The sequence below is a fragment of the Ruminococcus sp. B05 genome (assembly GCF_003628495.1).
Lineage (GTDB): Bacteria > Bacillota > Clostridia > Lachnospirales > Lachnospiraceae > Schaedlerella > Schaedlerella hominis.
Window position 1 is genome coordinate 1 of sequence record NZ_RBZR01000035.1, and the last position, 19,105, is coordinate 19,105.

Genomic DNA, 19,105 nt, shown 5'->3' on the forward strand with positions numbered 1-19,105 from the left:
TGTTTTTCTGGCAACTGTATTTTCGTTATAAGCAGCACTCTCAATACAAGACAGCTTCGTTATTTTTCTAATAACGCCTTCCGATGCTATCCACAAAATTCCATTTACAAATACAACAGAAAGCAAAAGAATCCACGGTCTGAAAAAGGAAAGTATTGTATTCCCTCCCATTTCCTGATAAAAATGGAAACCTAATAGTTCCGGTATTAATAAGACTAAAATCAGTGCAGAGATCAAACTTCCCAAGACAGAACCTTTTAACATGAGTGACCTCATTTGTTTCCGGTATATTTTTGTAATCTGTCTTTCTGTGGCTCCGATCGTGTGGAGCAGTCCGAGATTTTGAACATCTTCGCTCATGGATATCCAAAGGACATTGCGTACAAGGAAATATATTCCACACAAAATTCCTATTGTTCCTAATATCACCATCTCATATCCACCTGCGAATTTAGAAACAGCAGTATATTGTGCTGTATCAGAAACGTATATCTTCTGATCTGCACTCTTCATCGGCAATGCCTGATATAATTTTTCTTCTGTTTTGCTTCTGCTTAAATGATTGCTCTGACTGAAAAGTAAAGTATAGGGACCCTTTTCCAGGTTTAACTCATTAATTTTGTCATGTGAAATATATCCGATTGCTAATTTATTTCCAGAATCAGTATACCATCCACATAGTTTGAATTTTTCTTTCGAATGTTCGAACAGACCTTTGTATACATCTAAGTTTATTTCCATTCCCTGTTCTGGTTCAGAAATACCACGTTTTTTCAATGCTCTCTCAGATAATAGAATTTCATCCTTTTTCTGTGGGTAATTTCCAATCACATTGGTATATGCCGGTCTCAAAAAATTGTTCCAGCTTTCTGAGTCAGCCCAGACTATATCACATATCGTTTTTTCATTATTTTCTGAAACGTCTGTAGCTTCACCTACAAAAATGCTTTTTCCAACCTGTTTTATATAATCCAGTTGTTTTAATTTTGCATATTGTTCTTCTGTTCCATCTTCTATTCTGCCCGAAGAAGCAGTTCCATTTTCTCGGGTTAATCTTATTTCTTCTGCTTGTATTTTTCCAAAGGAGATTCCGAAGACCATGGTTATAGCAACAATACCGATTACTACTGAGCAAAATAAAATCGTATTTCTCACCTTTTTTGTGCCCGCAAAATTTTTAGCCAGGAATCGGATTATATCTTCATTGTTATTTGGAATGTTCTTATGAAACATAGTGATACCTCCTAACAATCGTTACAATCTCTTGTATAGATTTTTCCATCGGACATGCGTATTACTCTGTCTGCCATCTGCGCTACTTCCTCTTGATGCGTCACGATCAATGTCGTCTGATGAAATCTTGCGGCACAGGATTTTAGTAATCCTACGACTTCCATACTTGTAACAGAATCCAGATTTCCGGTCGGTTCATCCGCCAGGACAATAGCCGGTTTCGTTAATAATGCCCGTGCTATAGAAACTCGCTGTTGCTGCCCGCCGGACAGTGTTGATGGAAAGCGTTCTAATTTATCTTTTAATCCAAGCGATTCTACAATCTCATTAAAGAAATCTACATCTATTTCCTTGCCATCCAGTCTCATTGGGAGGACAATATTTTCACGTATACTAAGAGAAGGTATCAAATTATATTGCTGAAATACAAATCCGATATTTCTTCTTCTGAATATCGTTCTTTCTTCCTTGTTAAGATCTTTTAAACTTGTATTTCTGATCCAGACGCCTCCAAAATCCGGAGTATCAAGACCTCCTAAGATGTTCATAAGTGTTGTCTTTCCGCATCCGGACGTACCGACAACTGCTATAAATTCACCATCCTCCACAGTCAACGACACCCCATCTAAAGCACGCACTTCATATGTATCGGATGTATAATATTTTTTTAGATTTATTGCTTTAATTATATCCATCTTTTCTGTAAACTCCCTTCGCAAGTGCCACCTTTTTTCATCCATATTCTATTTTATATGGTACATCTTACAAACTTCTTACAGATTGCATACGAAATGTCTATACCGGAAGATTCACTTCTATGAGCAACCCTGGCTTCATTTGTGTTGCTTTCATAATCCCTTTTTGCAATAGAACAATCTCTCTGGAAAGATATAAACCAATTCCGCATCCTTCCTGACCTCTTGTCTGCTCGCCTCGATAAAATCTTTGAAAAATTTTGTTTTCTTCTCCGTCTTTTATCCCAATTCCATAATCTCTTATCCTAATCTTATAAAACATTTCCGTTTGTTTCATTGTGATATCGATCGTACTGTTTCTTTTGCTATATTTGACTGCATTATCAAACACATTATAAAACGCCTCACACATCCAGTTTTTATCATGTTCGCAAATGATTTTCTCTGGCAATTTTACTTGAAAATAGATACCTTTATCTTCTGCCTTTCTTTGTATTTGCCCTAATGCATTTAGAATAGTCTCAACAAGATTTTCATTTTGCATATGAACTTGTATGATTCCTTGCTCTAATCGAGCAGTTTTTATAAAGCTCTCCACTAAAAAACATAATTGTTCTTCGCTTGTTCGCAAGTCTTTCATGTATTCTGCATTCAATACTTCATGTGTTTCATTCAATGATTCTTGCAGCAATTCTGTATAATTTTTTATATTTGACAGCGGTGTCCGTAGTTGATGTGCAATTTCAGAAATCAATTTCTGTATCTCATATCGACTTTTTTCGGCCTCTTTTCTTCTTCCTTCTAACATTTCCTGTAAACGGATTAGCTGATTAGTAGTTTTTGAATAAAGCGTTTCCTTCCCTATATCAGAATCGTCTAAGTCATTGCCGTTTATTAACGATTCCGTCAATTTATATATTTTATTCATTTCCTTTGCTCTTAAATGATTTTCAACTAAATATACAGTACTTCCTCCGAGTATGAAACCTATTAAAAGTACTGTAAAAATTGCTACAACCATGCTAATCTCCCATTCTATATCCCATTCCAAATACATTACTTATAACATTCGATGAATCATTCAATTTCTTTTTCAATCTGCTGATCATAACGCTAATTGTGTTAGGATCAATGAATTCACTATCGATTCCCCATATATTTTCCATTATCATCTCTTTTGTAAGAACCTGATTCTGATTCATAATAAGATATTCTAAAAGCTGATACTCTTTGACTGTCAAAAATATTTCCGTCTCTCCAACAAAAACCTGTTTTCTATCAGAATACAAAATGACTTGTCCGCACATAAAAGTATTTTCATTTGACTTTCTCTTTAAAACAACTTCAATACGTTTTAACAATACTTTTATTGAAAATGGTTTCACCACATAATCATCTGCTCCTATATCAAACGCTTTTAACATATCTTTTTCATCATCTTTTGCAGTTAAAAAAATTGCCGGGATTCTTCCATTTTTTTGAAGTTCCTGATATAGATTTATTCCATCTCCATCCGGTAATCCAATATCTACGATCAACAAATCTACAGAACTATCTATATTTTTAATTGCTTCTTTTCTTGAAGCGGCAAGAATCGTTGTATAGCCTTGATTTTTCAAAGATGTATCTAATGATTTTCTTAACAATTTATCATCTTCTATAATTCCTATTACCATACACACCTCCTGATTTTTCTAGAATATAATACAAAAAGTCAATATGTTTTCTACTCAATTTAGGGTTATTTCATGTAAAAAAAGGCAGGATACCTTCTTTTTTACGGGAACATATCCTACCTGATGTTTCATATTTTCTTTTGATTTTACCATCTAACCTTTTAATCGGCTTTCAATATCTGATGCACTATATAATACATCTGTTACAATCACTTTATCTCCCTGGATTACAAAAAAGACAGAGTAATTGTCTACCAACAATCTTCTCATCTCTTTGCTTCGTTCTAGTTTTCTGCAGACACGCTTTCCGGGAAAATCATATCTTTCAGAAATGCAAGTTTCTTACCGATGAGTCTGGCAATAAAACCTACCAGAAGGGCAGCAATAACGGTACCTTCTCTTACACCAGCCAGTCTTCCTGCAAATACGCAAGAAAGTACAGCAGCAATCACTGACATGGATACGTCAAAACAGATCTTGCTTGTTCCGAAATTTGTTTTCCATGTAAGAACAATAGCACGGACAAAGGATTCTCCTGGAAGCATGACAACGTCTGCCAAAACCTCCATATATACACCTACGCCAAGAATCAGACATCCGATAAGAAGATATACGATCTTCATGATGTACTCTTCTGGATTGACCCGGGACAAAAGAATCATGGTAAAATCAATAAAATATCCAAATATGATGGATACTGGAATCTGAAGGATGTGCTCCAATTTAAAGTTCTTTCTCAGAATGATCAGCTGCAGTACAATCAGAAAGATACTGAAAAAGATGGTAAAATTTCCAAGTGTAAATGGAAAATTAAGACTTAATACGTAAGGAATTGATGAAATCGGGGATGTTCCTAGGTTTACCTTTGTAATCAGGCTGACTCCCAGGGAGTTTACAAACAATCCTACCAGAAATATTAAATATCGTTTTAGTGTCTCCATTCTTTTTTATTTTCTCCTCATTTCATAGTTTTTTTATTGTCAAATTATTTCATATCTGCAATATTTCGGTAAATCCGGTAAAAGATTTCCATAAACAGCTTCTGCTCTTCTTCGGAAATACCATTTAATGCAGTTTTTTCTATTTTCTCAAAAGCTTCCTCAACAAGCTTCTGATTTTTCTTTCCGGATTCTGTCATAAAAATATGAAAAGTACGACGGTTTCCATCGAGCATTTTTCTTTCGATCAGGTCTTTTTCTTCCATACGGTTCAAAATAGACGTTAAAGATCCTGCCTCGATAAGGCATCCTGCCGCAATCTCTTTCTGGCTGACACCATCGTGATCTTTCAGGTAATCCAATACTTTGGGCTGTCCCAAGGTAAGTCCTGTATCTTTCAGCTGTTCCATTAGTTTTTTCTGAACAGTCATATGGTTTATCATAGACAGGTAGTGAAAGGAATCATCCATTTATTGTTCATCTCCTTCTTCTATTATGTTAATAGTTATAATTCAAACTTTTAGAATTATAACTATTTTTTTAGTGTATGTCAATAACAAATAACCTTCAATTAAAATAAACGACCGTTTACATCTTCACGATAGTAAACGGTCGTTAGCTTTTCAAATGTACACTAACCAAAAACTATTTTTTTCTTTCTGATATAAGCTTCCTTAACTCTGCTTTCAGGAATTCATACCTTAATCGCTTTTCTTCCTTTTCAAAATGAACCTCTCGACTCTGGACAGGGTTATTCTCATAAGATAAAACCTCATCTTTGAACTGCTCGCTTGTAAGGTCAAATATACAATCGCCAATCACATTGTAACAATGATAATTACCACCACTCCTTCGGATTCCATATACCTCTCCACCGAAAATATCCTGTGCAAGGAATGCAGTAATCGAGCACTGTCCCAACGTCATATTTTCTTTTGACCAGTCATCTCTCATTCTCGGTGCACAGGTATCAGCACACCAGATTTCCGACAACAAATCATACAGATGTCTTGGATTTTTTACTTTTTTATATACTTCATTAACAGTAGGAACATCGGCATTCTGCCAACCATAGAATCTATATTTCTTCATTATTACTCTACCTATTCTGATTTTTCCATCAATCTCTTGTCTCCATCAAAATTACATTTCCCACCGGAAATGTGATTTCGACTTCTTCCTCTTCCCACTCATTACTGACGCACAGACTGTCAAACGGCATTAATGTATGATGTTGCAGTGGATATTTTGCACCTGTTATATTAAAATCTATAATCTCTCCGTCTAATGGAAAAACTGAAAAATATGGGCCAAATGCTTCTGACTTTCGAATCACGCTCGATTCATCTAACAAACGGATTCGATTATGTGCATCCATCAGACATGCTTCTGCCCCCGCATCCTTTGCTATCTTCAAGCTCTGTACATTCGCCCAGATATGATCGATACGGGTACCTGTTCCACCAAGTATTACAATATTCTTTCTTCCCATATTGAGACACAAGCGAAGTGCGATTTCGGTATCCGATGCATCTTTTACCGGATTAAACTGCCGAATTGGCACTTTTGTTTCTGTCTTGTAATAATTTACAATTTCATCCGATGTACTGTCAAAATCTCCGACAATATAATCTGGATTAATTCCATGCTTATACAAGAATTCTAATCCATGATCTGCCGCAACAATATATTCGGTTTCATCGCTCTTTAAAATTTCCAACGTGAATTCTTCGTCTAACATTCCACCGCTGACAACTACTGTTTGTCTATTCATTTTCGTTTAATATCTCCATAAATCCTTTTACATTTTCTGCAATATTATCTTTAAATACTGCTGAACCGGCCACTAATACATTAGCCCCTGCTTCCAGAACTTCTTTTGCATTACCAAGATGGATTCCACCATCAACTTCTACGTCTGCTGTTAACCCTTTTTCGTTTAATAATCCACGCAATTCTCTAATCTTATCCAGGGATTCCGGAATAAATGACTGACCGCCTTTTCCTGGTTCTACAGACATGATTAAAAACAGTTCTGCCTGTTCAAGATATGGTTTTAACACGTCTACAGGTGTTGCCGGTTTTATTGTAAGTCCAGCTTTCATACCGCATTTGTGAATGGCATCTAACGTTGCCTGAACATCTTCACATGCTTCATAATGCACATTTAAAATATCTGCCCCGGCTTTATGAAATGCTTCTACATAACGGATTGGTTCTTCTATCATAAGATGTACGTCCATCACGATATCTGCTGCATCTTTGATTGAAGCAAGTACCGGGATTCCAAATGAAATGTTTGATACAAACATTCCATCCATCACATCAAAATGAAGATACTCTGAGCCATTCTCTGCACAAGTTTTAACCTGCTCCCCTAATACTTTAAAATCTGCCGATAAAATTGATGGTGCTAATATGTTTTTCATTTTACTTAAATCTCCCATTAATATCTTTTTTTATTTTTTAATTCTTGATACATTTCAAGATAATCTTCATAACGGATTTTATGAATTTTACCTTCCTCCACTGCATCCTTAACCGCACATCCCGGTTCATGCACATGATCGCATCCGTTAAATCTGCATTGTCCTTCATATGGTGCAAATTCACGGAAATAATATTTTAATTCTTCTTTTTCAAATTCATTTACATACAATGAACTAAAACCTGGAGTGTCCATAATGTAACTGTTCTCATCAATTGTAATAAGCTCCGAATGTCTTGTTGTGTGCTTTCCTCTTGCAATCTTCTTGCTGATACTTCCGGTCTCCATCTGAATATCTGACTGAAGCAAGTTAATCAAAGAAGATTTCCCAACTCCGGACGGACCTGCGACCGTTGTTGTCTTTCCTCGAAGTACTTTTTTTATTTCTTCAATATTCTCTTCCTCTTTTGCACTGATCAATATCAAAGGATACCCACATGCCCGGTATACTTCTTCTAATTCTGCAACTTCCTGCTTCTTGGCGATATCTTTTTTATTAAAACAAAGTATCGCCGGAATCTCTTTGCTTTCCATCATAACCAAAAAGCGATCCAGCAAATTAAAATGTGGCTTTGGCTCTGTTACTGCAAACACAACTAATGCCTGGTCAATATTTGCCACTGCCGGTCGGATCAATTCGTTCATTCTTGGTAAAATATTTATAATATTTCCTGTTTTTTCCTGTTCATCCAGTACTTCTATCTCTACATTATCTCCTACGAGTGGTTTTTTCTTGTCTTTTCGAAAAACTCCTCTCGCTTTACATTCATAAATGCCGGATTCTACTACATGAACGTAGTAGAATCCGGCGATACCTTTTATTATCTTTCCCTGCATAATTTTCCTTTATTGTAACTCTGAAGATTCATTGTCTTCTCCGCCTGTGTTTCCATTGTCAGTAGATGGCTGTGGTCCTTTACTTACTACAAATCCAACGCTGCTGCCTTTCTCTATCTGACTTCCAACGGAAGCAGTCTGCGAAATTACATATCCGGCTGAAACGCCTGCATTATATTCTTCTGTAACACTTCCAACCGTAAGTCCTGCATCTATAATGGCCTGTTCTGCTGCCTGCTGTGTCATTCCGCTTAAAGGCGGAACTGTCACCATTTTTACCTTTGCTCCTTTGCTGACCACGATATTGACAGTGCTTCCTTTCTTTACTTTACCACTGGCTGGATCTTGTGAAATGACCATTCCTGACGCAACAGTATCACTATATTCTTCTGTAACAGAAGCCTGTAAGCCCACATTCTGTATTGCAGACTGTGCTTCTTCTGAACTCATACCTATAATACTTGGCACTTCAACAGACTCAATTCCCAGACTAACATACATCGTTACCTTGCTGCCTTCTGTAAGCTGTGTTCCTGCTGCCGGATCAGTTGAAATTACTTTTCCCGATGCAACGATATCACTGTTCTGTGCTTGTGCTTCCACAACCAGATTTAGGTTTTCAAGTGTCTTCTGCGCATCATCCTCACTCATACCCTTTACGTCTGGTACAGATACTGTCTTCTTCGCTTTACCCGTACTAATCACAACTTTTATTTCTGTATTCTTTTCCACTTTGGAATTAGCTTTTTCGCTCTGTTCCATAATCTCGCCGGCTGCATACTTATCTGATTCTTTTCTTCCTGCTATTGAATATCCAAGATTCTTTTTCTTTAATGCGGCCTTTGCCTCATCTTCTGTCATTCCCAGCAAGTTAGGTACTACTACTTTTGCATCGTTCGTTGTTGTATTCAGACCGATACCGCCTTTAAATGCCCCCATAGCATTTCCCACCATAAATATAATAACCATGGCAATAATCGCAGCTGCAACAACCATTAAGATTTTCATAATTTTCTTCGTATTCGGATCTACATTCTTTTTACGATTATAATCTGAGTTTCTTCTCTGAGACGGTGCTCTGTAATCGTCATCGTCGTCATCATAATCATCATCGTCATAATCGTCATCGTCATAATCTGAATCATCATAATCATCCGACTGTGAATAACTGCGTTCCTGAGCTCTTCGAATCTCATCCTCAGACATCAGAATTGTCTCATCACCTGCCGGCTTTCTTCCGGTAAATACATCCAACTGCTCATCTACAAAATGCCCATCCGGATCTACAAGAGAATGTTTCAAATCAGAAATCAGATCCTGACAATTCTGATATCTTCTCTCTACATTCTTCTCTGTACATTTCATAATAATGCAATCCAGACTGTAAGGAATATCCGGTACTTCTACTGATGGTGCAACAATCTTCTCCTTCAGATGCTTCAACGCAACTGATACTGTCGAATCCCCATCAAATGGTACATGTCCTGTAACCATCTCATACATGGTAATACCAGCTGAATAAATATCACTCCGCTCATCTACAATACCGCCTTTTGCCTGTTCCGGTGAAGTATAATGAACCGATCCCATAACATTCGTGCTGATTGTAGCCGTCGATGTTGTAGCACGTGCAATACCAAAGTCTGTAACCTTAACCTTACCATCCTTTGAAATGATAATATTCTGTGGTTTGATATCTCTGTGGATAATATGATGATTATGCGCAGCCTGAATACCGCTTATCATCTGTATTGAAATACTGATTGTCTCTTTTGCAGACAAACGTTCTTTCTTTTCAATATATTCTTTTAGTGTAATTCCTTCAACAAGCTCCATGACCATATAATACAGTCCTCGATCTTGCCCTACATCATACACATTAACTACATTCGGATGCATCAGACCTGCTGCCGACTGTGCTTCACTTACAAACTTTTTGATAAATGATTCGTCATTCCTGTAATCACTTTTCAAAACTTTTACGGCAACATAACGATTTAACTTATGGTCTTTACCTTTATATACATCCGCCATGCCACCCGAGCCGATACGCCCGAGTATCTCATAGCGCTTTCCTAAAAAAACCCCTTCTTTTAACATATACTCACCTCATCAGTAAATGGTTCCATCAAAACAACTCCGATGTTATCTGTTCCACCGTTCTCTTTTGCTGCATCCACTAATGCTGTTCCGGCTTCTACAATATCTCTTCCCCCCTGAACTATATGAAATAGTTCCTCGTCTTCTACCATATTACTCAAACCATCTGTACACATCAGTATGATATCTCCCCGTTTCAGACGGTGTTCGTAAAAGTCTACATCGACATTGTTCTTAGCACCAATTGCTCTCGTAATGATATTTTTATCCGGATGATGCTTCGCCTCTTCCGGTTTGATACCACCCAGTCGTACCATCTCTTCAACCAGCGAATGGTCCTTTGTTAACTGTGTGATTCCTTGATTGATCAAGTATAAACGGCTGTCTCCAACATTTGCAAAATACATCATATGCTCTACGATCGTTGCTGCTACAACTGTTGTTCCCATGCCTTTCAAATGTTCATCTTCCGATGCTTTCTTGATAATTTCTCGATTTGCTTTCTCAATTGCGGAAACAAGCGCTTTCTCCACGTCTTTCTCTTCACTTTGAGCAAGCTCTCTTTTCATCACTTCAACTGTATATTTTGAAGCGTAATCTCCTGCCTTGTGTCCTCCCATACCATCTGCTACAACAAATAAGTTTGGGAGAGGTCCTATTGGATTGTCTGTCGTATAGACATAGTCCTGATTTACTTGTCGTACCATACCTACATCGGTAATCGAAAATGTCTTCATATTCTTCTCCTTTATTCCTCACTTGTCTCTACGTAACGTCTTCTGAGCTGACCGCAGGCTCCATCTATATCTGCGCCCATTTCTCTTCTTATAGTAACATTTATTCCGCTTTTTTCAAGTTTATTTTTAAAATTCAACGCATTTTTCCGATCTGGTCTTACAAAATCCCGCTCTTTGATTGGATTGACCGGAATCAAATTCAAATGGCAATTTCTTGGTTTTAATATTTGAATTAATTCTTTTGCATCTTCCGGTGTATCGTTCACTCCATGCACCAGACTATACTCAAACGTAATTCTTCTTCCTGTCTCTTCAAAATATGCATCGCACGCTTCAAGCACTTCTGACAACTCATATTTATTTGCAACCGGCATTAATTCTTTTCGTTTATTCTGATTTGATCCATGCAGTGACAACGCCAGTGTGATCTGTAAATGTTCTTTTGCCAGATCATAAATCCGTGGAACAATCCCACAAGTCGATACTGTCACATTTCTCTGACTGATATTCAGTCCATGTTCATCTGTCAATATATGAATAAATTTAAGAAAATTATCGTAATTATCCATCGGTTCGCCTGTCCCCATAATTACCACATTCGAAACTCTCTCCCCTATGATTTTCTGAATCTGGTAAATCTGTCCAAGCATCTCTGATGCAGACAAATTACGAACAAGACCGCCTATCGTAGATGCACAGAAACGGCATCCCATTCTACATCCTACCTGTGAGGAAATGCAAACTGAATTGCCATGTTTATACCGCATTAAAACACTTTCCACTACATTGCCGTCATGAAGCTGAAATAAAAACTTATTTGTTCCATCCAATTTGGATTCTTGCCGCTCCAACATATGTACGGAAAGAATCTCATAATTGTCTTTTAATTTTTCACGCAATGCTTTTGAGATATTTGTCATCTCGTCAAAATCATCAATGGTCTTCACATGAAGCCATTCGTAAATCTGCTTTGCACGAAATGCTTTTTCTCCCTGTGTTTTTAATTCTTCTTGTAACTCTTCGTATGTATATGCTCGAATATCTTTCTTCATTCTCTCTGTCTATTTCCTTTTCTTCATACATGCCAGGAAAAATCCATCACTTTGATGAACCCCCGGAAGCAGTTGGATGCATCCATTTTCTTTCACATCCTTCTGAAGCTCTTCACACAATGATCCATGAATATCTATTAATTCAAATTCTGGATATTGATTTAAAAACCAATGTACATTATCCATATTTTCCGCCGGATTGATTGTACATGTACTGTAAACCAGTTTTCCTTCGTCTTTCACATATGCCTGTACATTTTTTAATATCTCTCTTTGCAATTTTGCAAGCGAATCGGCTCCCTCTTTTGTCGCCTTATATTTCAAGTCTGTTTTCTTTGCAAGTACTCCAAGACCTGAACACGGAAGATCTGCCAGAACAATATCCGCTTTTCCTACAGAAGTCTCATCGAATATCAAGGCGTCCTGCTGTACTGCTTCCACATTACTCAGACCGGTTCTCTCAATGTTTTCCTGGATCAGACCAACTTTATATTCTGTCAGATCACGTGCTTCTACATGTCCGCTTCCATTTAATTTTTCAGCCATATGAAGGCTTTTTCCTCCCGGTGCCGCACAGACATCGATCACATAGTCACCCTCTTTAGGACCTGCTAACTCACTTACAAGCATGGAACTGATATCTTGTACTGAAAACTCCCCATTTTGAAAGCTTTCCAAATCTCCCAAATAATCAAATCCTGATATATGAAATGCATATTCTAAATATGGATGAACTTTAACTGTAACGCCTTCTGCTTCCAGATGTTCTTTTAATTGCTTTGGTGTTACCATACGCAGATTACAACGTATCGTAAGCGGAGTTTCTCTCTGAAATGCCTGAAGCATCTGTTCTACGATATCACTGTCATATGCCTTTAGCCACAGATTCAAAATCCATTCCGGCATGGAGTACTGGATTGATAATCTCTTAAGCGGTTCTGCAGGATACTCAATCTGATCCAGATTTCGTGCCACATTTCTAAGAACTCCATTCACAAATCCTCTTAAACTTCCAAACCCTTTTCTGACAGCCAGTTTTACTGCTTCATTACAGGCTGCGGATACCGGAACGCTGTCCATATATTTCATCTGGTAAACTGCACTTCTCATAATGTTACGGATTACCGGTTTCATTTTTTTTACTTTCACTTTTGAAAATTGATCTAAAATAAAATCGATCTCCATCATATGTTCCAGTGTACCCTCTGTCACTCGTGTGATAAAGCTACGCTCTTTCTTCTCAAGGTACTGGTACTTATTTAATACATCACGAAGTACAATATGACTGTACATCCCATGTTCTGTAATTTCTAATAAGACTTCGAGCACAATCTCTCTTTCATTGATTGCTTTAGTCATTTCGTCTTCTTCCTCCTGAAATTAATATCAGACGTAAAAGCTGTAAAATAGCAGAAGCCGCACTTGCCACATAAGTCAATGCTGCTGCACGCAGTACTTTTCTTGTATCTGCTACTTCTTCTGTATAAAGTATTCCATTTGTCTCCAATGCCTTTAATGCTCTTGACGATGCATTAAATTCCACCGGTAATGTCACAATCTGGAATAAAACTGCTGCTGAGAACAATAGGATTCCCAGATTAATCAGCAAAACAGATGCATTTCCCTGAATCAAAAATCCAATCAATATCAATGGCCATGCCAATGTAGAACCAAAATTTGCTACCGGTACCAATGAACCTCGTATTTTAAGCGGTGCATATCCATTGGCATGCTGTACGGCATGACCACACTCATGTGCTGCCACACCAATTGCAGCAACTGAAGTAGAAGCATATGTTGAATCCGAAAGATTTAACGTTTTATTTCTTGGATCATAATGATCTGTCAAATTTCCTGCTACACGCTGAACCGTAACATCATAAATTCCATTTGCATGTAAGAGGCGCTCCGCAGCCTCACGTCCAGTCATACCGCTATGACTGCGGATTCTGGAATATTTTTGAAAAGTTCTGTTGACATTTGCTGATGCCAGCATACAAATTACAACACCAATTAATACCATTACATAGGTTGGATCATAATAAAAACCATACATATCTATCTCTCCTCACTGTATTTCAAATCGAACGTCCCCTCTTCTTATTCACTTTTACTCTCTTATTCCTGATGAAATACCTCTCCTGGCTCAATTGTATAACCTCTTAAAAATGCTCCCGCATCCATTCTCTTTTTCCCTGGGATCTGTAATTCAAGTACTTTTAAAAGTCCGTTTCCTGTCTGCACATAAAAACCATCTTTTTCAACCTTTACAACTGTTCCTGCCTGCTCGTTACTATTCTCATCTGTCACAGAAGCCTTCCAGATTTTCACCACTTTCTTATTCCAGTAAGTGTATGCACTTGGCCATGAATTCAAACCGCGAACAAGTCTTTCAATTTCTACTGCTGACTTCGTCCAGTCAATGTTTCCCAGTTTTTTATCAAGCATTTTTGCATAAGCGGTCGGACTTTCTCCCTGTTTTTCCGGAATAATACTTCCTTCCTGCAGCTTTGCCAATGTCTCTACACAAAGTGCCGCTCCTGCCTTGGCTAACTTATCGTGCAGACTCTCACCTGTTTCTTCTTCTGTAATCGGCACCTCTGTCTTCAACAGCATATCACCGGTATCCAGTCCCTCATCCATCTGCATCGTTGTCACACCTGTTACAACCTCTCCATCAATAATAGACCACTGGATCGGTGCTGCTCCACGATATTTTGGAAGCAGAGATGCATGTACATTCACACATCCATATGGCACCATCTCTAAAATCTCTTTCGGAATGATCTGCCCAAATGCAACCACTACCATAATATCTGCATTATACTGTCTTAATTTCTCCACACACTCAGCTTCACGTATTCTACGTGGCTGATATACTTCGATTCCATGTTTCAATGCAGCTTCTTTTACCGGTGTATACTGCATTTCTTTTCCTCTTCCTTTTGGCTTATCCGGCTGTGTCACAACAAGGCATACTTCATGTCCTGCTTCTACCAGTGCTTCCAGTGTTCCAACAGAAAAGTCCGGTGTTCCCATAAATATTATTCTCATGAGTCTATTCCTCCTCGTTCAAATAATCTTCCTCAGTATATTTATTGTCATGGATTCCATCTTCTGCCAGTTCCATATACATCTTTCCATCCAGATGGTCAATCTCATGACAGAATGCTCTGGCAAGGAGTCCCTCTCCTTCCATCTCTACAGTATCCATGTGCTCATCTTGAAAACGTACCTTCACATGGTTTGGTCTTGTCACAATACCATATTTTCCAGGAAGGCTTAAGCATCCCTCTTCTCCGGTCTGCTCCCCTGATGTCTCAAGAATTTCAGGATTAATCATAATGATTGGTCCTTCTCCGATATCAATTACTACGATTCTCTTCAAAATTCCAACCTGTGGTGCAGCAAGTCCAACTCCCATCTCTTCATACATTGTATCTAACATATCAAATATTAATGTCTCTGTACGCGGAGTTATCATTTTTACCTCTTTACATTTCTTTGTTAAAATATCGTCTCCAACTACACGAATTTCTCTGATTGCCATAATATCCTCCTATTGATTCTTTTATTTCTTTTATTTATGCACTCTCTAAATATTTCTTATGAAATATGCATCGGATTGAAATCGAACTGGATTCGCATCGGATTGAATCCAGGATTCACTTCAATATATTGTTCCAATTTATTTTTCATCTTTATCAATGTATCATATTTTTCCGTTTTGAGATAGAGCACTTTACGATATACATCATTGATTTTTCCAATTCCCGGACTGGCCGGTCCTATAATCGCTACTTCTTCTGCACCTCTTATCCGAACTGCAAATTCTTTCAGATATTTACATCCGGTTTCCAAAAGTGCTTCTTTTTCACAGCTTACGAGAATTGCAAGTAAGTTATCCACAGGCGGATACCCCATAAGTTCACGATAGTGGATTTCTTCCTCGTAAAATGTCTCATAATCCTGTGCTGCCGCTGTAACAATTGCGTAATGCTCTGGACTGTATGTCTGAATAAGCGCTTCTCCTTTTTTTGCTCCACGTCCGGCTCGTCCCGCTGCCTGAGTCAGAAGCTGAAATGTCCGCTCTCCTGCACGATAATCATTTGAATACAATGACATATCTGCTGCCAGGATTCCAACCAGCGTTACATTCGGGAAATCATGCCCTTTTACGATCATTTGCGTTCCAACTAAAATATCTGCCTCTTCATTTGCAAATGCCGCCAGAATTTTCTCATGCCCATCCTTTGATCGGGTCGTATCCAGATCCATACGCAGCACTCTGGCCTCTGGGAAATGTTTCTTCACCACTTCTTCTATCTGCTGTGTTCCGGCTTTAAATTCTCCAATGTGTCTGGAACCACATTCCGGACATATCTGTACTCTTTCTTGTTCATACCCACAATAATGACAAACCATTTTCCCATTGCGGTGATACGATAATGATACATCACAATGTGGACATTTTACAACAAATCCACATTCCCTGCAGGAAATAAATCCGGCATAACCACGTCGATTCAAAAAGAGCATAATCTGTTCTTTTTTTTGCAGCCTGTCTGCAATCATCTGCTGTAATTTTCTGCTCAAGATTGAACGATTGCCTTCCCGCAATTCCCCTCTCAAATCTACTACATGAACTTTGGCCATCTCCTGATTGCCGGAACGATTATGAAGCTCCAATAATTTATATTCTCCATGCTTTGCACGGTACATTGCCTCCACAGACGGAGTTGCAGATCCTAATACGACACTTGCCTGTTCCAGTTTTGCTCTGGCGATTGCAGTCTCCCTGGCATGATATCTTGGAATCTGTTCACTTTTGTATGTATTCTCATGTTCTTCATCAATTACTATCAATCCAAGATTAGGAAATGGCGTAAACAATGCGGAACGTGGACCTATCATTACATCAATCTCTCCTGCCTTCGCCCGCATCATTTGGTCATATCGCTCACCTGCAGACAATCTTGAATTCATGATAGATACCCTGTCACCAAATCTTCGATAGAACCTCATCACAGTCTGAAATGTCAATGCAATTTCAGGGATCAGAACAATTGCCTGCCGCCCTTTGGCTGCCACTCTTGCAATCATCTCCATATACACCTCTGTCTTACCGCTTCCGGTAACACCATGAATCAGATATGTTCCATTTTGTTGTTTCTGGTAGTCTCCCCAAAAACACTCTATCGCATTCTTCTGCTCATCTGTATAGCAAATGTCCTTCTCTTGTTGTTTTCTATTCTGTATCGGATTTCGATATACCTGTTCTGATTCTATTGAAAGCACACCTTGTTCTTCCAATGCCCGAACAACATTCAGCGTAATATTTAACTTTTTATTAATAAGCTCATAATCTAAAACCGGTTCATCGAGAAGTGCTGCAAGAAGTCTTGCTCTCGCTTTCTGATTCTTATGTAAATAAAAATCCAGTTTTGTTTTTCCCTCTTCTTCATTTAATAAAAGACGAACCTTTTTCTTAACCTTTGCCTGCTCTTTCTGTTTTATCGGAAGTACGGTTTTGAGTGCCTGAATCATAGTTCCACCGTAATTCTCCTTCATCCATGCTGCCAATGCGACCAGCTTTCCTTCAATTGCCATGCCTTTTCTTGAAATCTCGGCAATTTCCTTAACCTTTGACAAATCATAATCGCAGTTTTCCGCAAAATCCACCACATAACCTTTTGTCATACGGTTTCCTTTTCCAAATGGCACCAAAACTTCCATACCGATAGAAAGTTCCCCTTCCATATGGGAGGGGACTCTATATTGAAAAATCTTATCTAACTTTTCGTGTGTGATATCTACAATAATATTTGCAAACACAAGTTTCTCCTATTTTGCTTTCAATTCTTCTAAGACTTCCTGAATCAGCACCCGTTCATCCATCGGATGTTTTACACCTTTGATTTCCTGATAATCTTCATGTCCTTTACCTGCAAGAACAATGACATCTCCAGTCTGTCCATGTTCAATTGCATACTTGATAGCTTCTTTTCTGTCACAGATTTCTACATATTTTCCATCTGTTTTCTGAATTCCTGTCTTAATATCATCAATAATCGCCTGTGGTTCTTCAAATCTTGGATTATCCGATGTAATGATAGTCAAATCTGCCAGACGACCTGAGACTTCTCCCATCTCAAAACGTCTGTCTTTGGAACGGTTTCCTCCACAGCCAAACAAACATACCAGACGCTTTGGATTATATTCTTTCAATGTAGTCAAAAGACTTTCCAGACTCATTGCATTGTGTGCATAATCAATCATGAGTGTAAAGTCATCTGATACTTTTATCATCTCGATTCTTCCCTTTACCTTTGCAACCTTAAGTGCCTTTTTAATTGCATCTACCGGCACACCAAAGTGTCTGCATACAGCAATCGCCGTAAGTGAATTATAGACACTGAATGTTCCTGGGATATCAATTTCCACATCGAAATTCATCAGTCCCTCTACCTTGTATGCCACACCAAGATATCCCGGTCTGGATACCAGATGTGTATCTGTTGCCCGCAAATCTGCTTTTTCAGAAAAGCCGAATGTCTCTGTCTTACAAGTTGCGCCTGCAAATACATCCTCGAAATATTTGTCATCCACATTGGCAATTCCAATCTCACATTGTTTGAACAAAAGACCTTTGCAACGTTTGTAATCCTCAAAATCCTTGTGCTCATTTGGTCCGATATGATCTTTTCCAAGATTTGTAAAAATACCAATTGTAAATGGGATTCCTGCTGTACGATGAAGCATCAATCCCTGAGATGAAACCTCCATTACAACACAATCACAACCTGCTTCTACCATCTCTGCAAAATATTTGTGAATCGTATAAGATTCCGGTGTTGTATTTGCTGCCGGAATATGTTTGTCACCAATGATTGCCTCAATTGTACCAATCAGTCCGACTTTGTGACCAACTGCATCCAAGATAGATTTAATCATATAAGTTGTTGTCGTCTTACCCTTTGTTCCTGTAATACCGATTACTTTCAACTTATCTGCCGGATATCCAAAATACGCAGCTGACATCAAAGCTAAAGCATAACGTGTATCCGGAACACGGATTACTGTCATATCTTTCGGTGCATCCACCTCATCTTCTACAATAACGGCTGATGCCCCTTTTTCTGCAACCTGCTGCACAAACTCATGTCCATCTACAACCGCACCTTTGATGCATACAAATGCGCTTCCATTTTCCACTTTTCTGGAATCATTGATTAATGTAGAAATCTCAATCTGGTCACTACCCTGTACTACTTCATATTCTAAACGTTCTAATAACTTACTTAATTGCATAATTTTTACCTCCTTGTATCGGAAATCGTTGTAATATA

General features: G+C 38.2%; 19 protein-coding genes. All 19 read right to left on the reverse strand.

From position 1 onward, the window contains the following. Window positions 1-1,233 (reverse strand): ABC transporter permease (locus D8Q48_RS15540; protein ID WP_130647849.1); only part of this gene is annotated, 1,233 nt, incomplete at its 3' end. A gap of 11 nt (window positions 1,234-1,244) precedes the next feature. Continuing rightward, a complete protein-coding gene (locus tag D8Q48_RS15545; RefSeq protein ID WP_121057147.1) occupies window positions 1,245-1,928 on the reverse strand; it encodes an ABC transporter ATP-binding protein in 684 nt (227 codons plus the stop codon). Between the two features lie 100 nt (window positions 1,929-2,028). Further along, a complete protein-coding gene (locus D8Q48_RS15550) occupies window positions 2,029-2,949 on the reverse strand; it encodes a HAMP domain-containing sensor histidine kinase (RefSeq protein ID WP_172697018.1) in 921 nt (306 codons plus the stop codon). Window position 2,950: 1 nt separating this feature from the next. Continuing rightward, entirely contained in the window at window positions 2,951-3,604 is a 654-nt protein-coding gene (locus D8Q48_RS15555) for a response regulator transcription factor (RefSeq protein WP_121057149.1), read from the reverse strand. Window positions 3,605-3,888: 284 nt separating this feature from the next. Beyond that, window positions 3,889-4,545, reverse strand: coding sequence for a DUF6198 family protein (locus D8Q48_RS15565; RefSeq protein WP_117989472.1), 657 nt, complete (start codon window positions 4,543-4,545; stop codon window positions 3,889-3,891). Between the two features lie 44 nt (window positions 4,546-4,589). Beyond that, complete coding sequence (locus D8Q48_RS15570) at window positions 4,590-5,012, reverse strand: MarR family transcriptional regulator (RefSeq protein WP_117989471.1); 423 nt, start codon at window positions 5,010-5,012, stop codon at window positions 4,590-4,592. Between the two features lie 175 nt (window positions 5,013-5,187). Continuing rightward, complete coding sequence (locus tag D8Q48_RS15575) at window positions 5,188-5,634, reverse strand: hypothetical protein (protein WP_117989470.1); 447 nt, start codon at window positions 5,632-5,634, stop codon at window positions 5,188-5,190. Between the two features lie 28 nt (window positions 5,635-5,662). Beyond that, window positions 5,663-6,316, reverse strand: coding sequence for a thiamine diphosphokinase (locus tag D8Q48_RS15580; RefSeq protein ID WP_117989469.1), 654 nt, complete (start codon window positions 6,314-6,316; stop codon window positions 5,663-5,665). Next, a complete protein-coding gene (gene rpe, locus D8Q48_RS15585) occupies window positions 6,309-6,971 on the reverse strand; it encodes a ribulose-phosphate 3-epimerase (RefSeq protein ID WP_117989468.1) in 663 nt (220 codons plus the stop codon). Before rpe ends, D8Q48_RS15580 begins: the two co-directional genes overlap by 8 nt. Window positions 6,972-6,988: 17 nt before the next feature. Further along, the gene (rsgA, locus tag D8Q48_RS15590) at window positions 6,989-7,867 is read right to left on the reverse strand and encodes a ribosome small subunit-dependent GTPase A (protein WP_118688999.1); all 879 of its coding nucleotides are present in this window, start codon (window positions 7,865-7,867) and stop codon (window positions 6,989-6,991) included. A 9-nt stretch (window positions 7,868-7,876) separates the two neighbouring features. Continuing rightward, the gene (gene pknB, locus D8Q48_RS15595) at window positions 7,877-9,967 is read right to left on the reverse strand and encodes a Stk1 family PASTA domain-containing Ser/Thr kinase (protein WP_118688998.1); all 2,091 of its coding nucleotides are present in this window, start codon (window positions 9,965-9,967) and stop codon (window positions 7,877-7,879) included. Beyond that, window positions 9,961-10,704 (reverse strand): Stp1/IreP family PP2C-type Ser/Thr phosphatase, encoded by a 744-nt coding sequence (locus D8Q48_RS15600; RefSeq protein ID WP_117989465.1) that lies wholly within the window; start codon window positions 10,702-10,704, stop codon window positions 9,961-9,963. Before D8Q48_RS15600 ends, pknB begins: the two co-directional genes overlap by 7 nt. A gap of 11 nt (window positions 10,705-10,715) precedes the next feature. Then, entirely contained in the window at window positions 10,716-11,756 is a 1,041-nt protein-coding gene (gene rlmN / locus D8Q48_RS17315) for a 23S rRNA (adenine(2503)-C(2))-methyltransferase RlmN (protein ID WP_117989464.1), read from the reverse strand. Between the two features lie 9 nt (window positions 11,757-11,765). Next, entirely contained in the window at window positions 11,766-13,115 is a 1,350-nt protein-coding gene (gene rsmB / locus D8Q48_RS17320) for a 16S rRNA (cytosine(967)-C(5))-methyltransferase RsmB (RefSeq protein ID WP_117989463.1), read from the reverse strand. After that, window positions 13,108-13,812 carry a zinc metallopeptidase gene (locus D8Q48_RS15610; protein WP_117989462.1) on the reverse strand — a complete coding sequence of 235 codons (705 nt, stop codon included), beginning with the start codon at window positions 13,810-13,812 and terminating at the stop codon, window positions 13,108-13,110. Before D8Q48_RS15610 ends, rsmB begins: the two co-directional genes overlap by 8 nt. A 62-nt stretch (window positions 13,813-13,874) precedes the next feature. Then, the gene (fmt, locus tag D8Q48_RS15615) at window positions 13,875-14,810 is read right to left on the reverse strand and encodes a methionyl-tRNA formyltransferase (RefSeq protein ID WP_117989461.1); all 936 of its coding nucleotides are present in this window, start codon (window positions 14,808-14,810) and stop codon (window positions 13,875-13,877) included. 4 nt (window positions 14,811-14,814) lie between these two features. Continuing rightward, window positions 14,815-15,306, reverse strand: a complete 492-nt coding sequence (gene def, locus D8Q48_RS15620) for a peptide deformylase (RefSeq protein WP_117989460.1) — start codon at window positions 15,304-15,306, stop codon at window positions 14,815-14,817. 56 nt (window positions 15,307-15,362) lie between these two features. Next, window positions 15,363-17,591: a primosomal protein N' gene (priA, locus tag D8Q48_RS15625; protein ID WP_121057151.1), complete on the reverse strand. Its 2,229-nt coding sequence runs from the start codon at window positions 17,589-17,591 to the stop codon at window positions 15,363-15,365. Window positions 17,592-17,600: 9 nt separating this feature from the next. After that, window positions 17,601-19,067, reverse strand: a complete 1,467-nt coding sequence (locus D8Q48_RS15630; protein ID WP_121057153.1) for a UDP-N-acetylmuramoyl-L-alanyl-D-glutamate--2,6-diaminopimelate ligase — start codon at window positions 19,065-19,067, stop codon at window positions 17,601-17,603. Window positions 19,068-19,105: the final 38 nt, after the last annotated feature.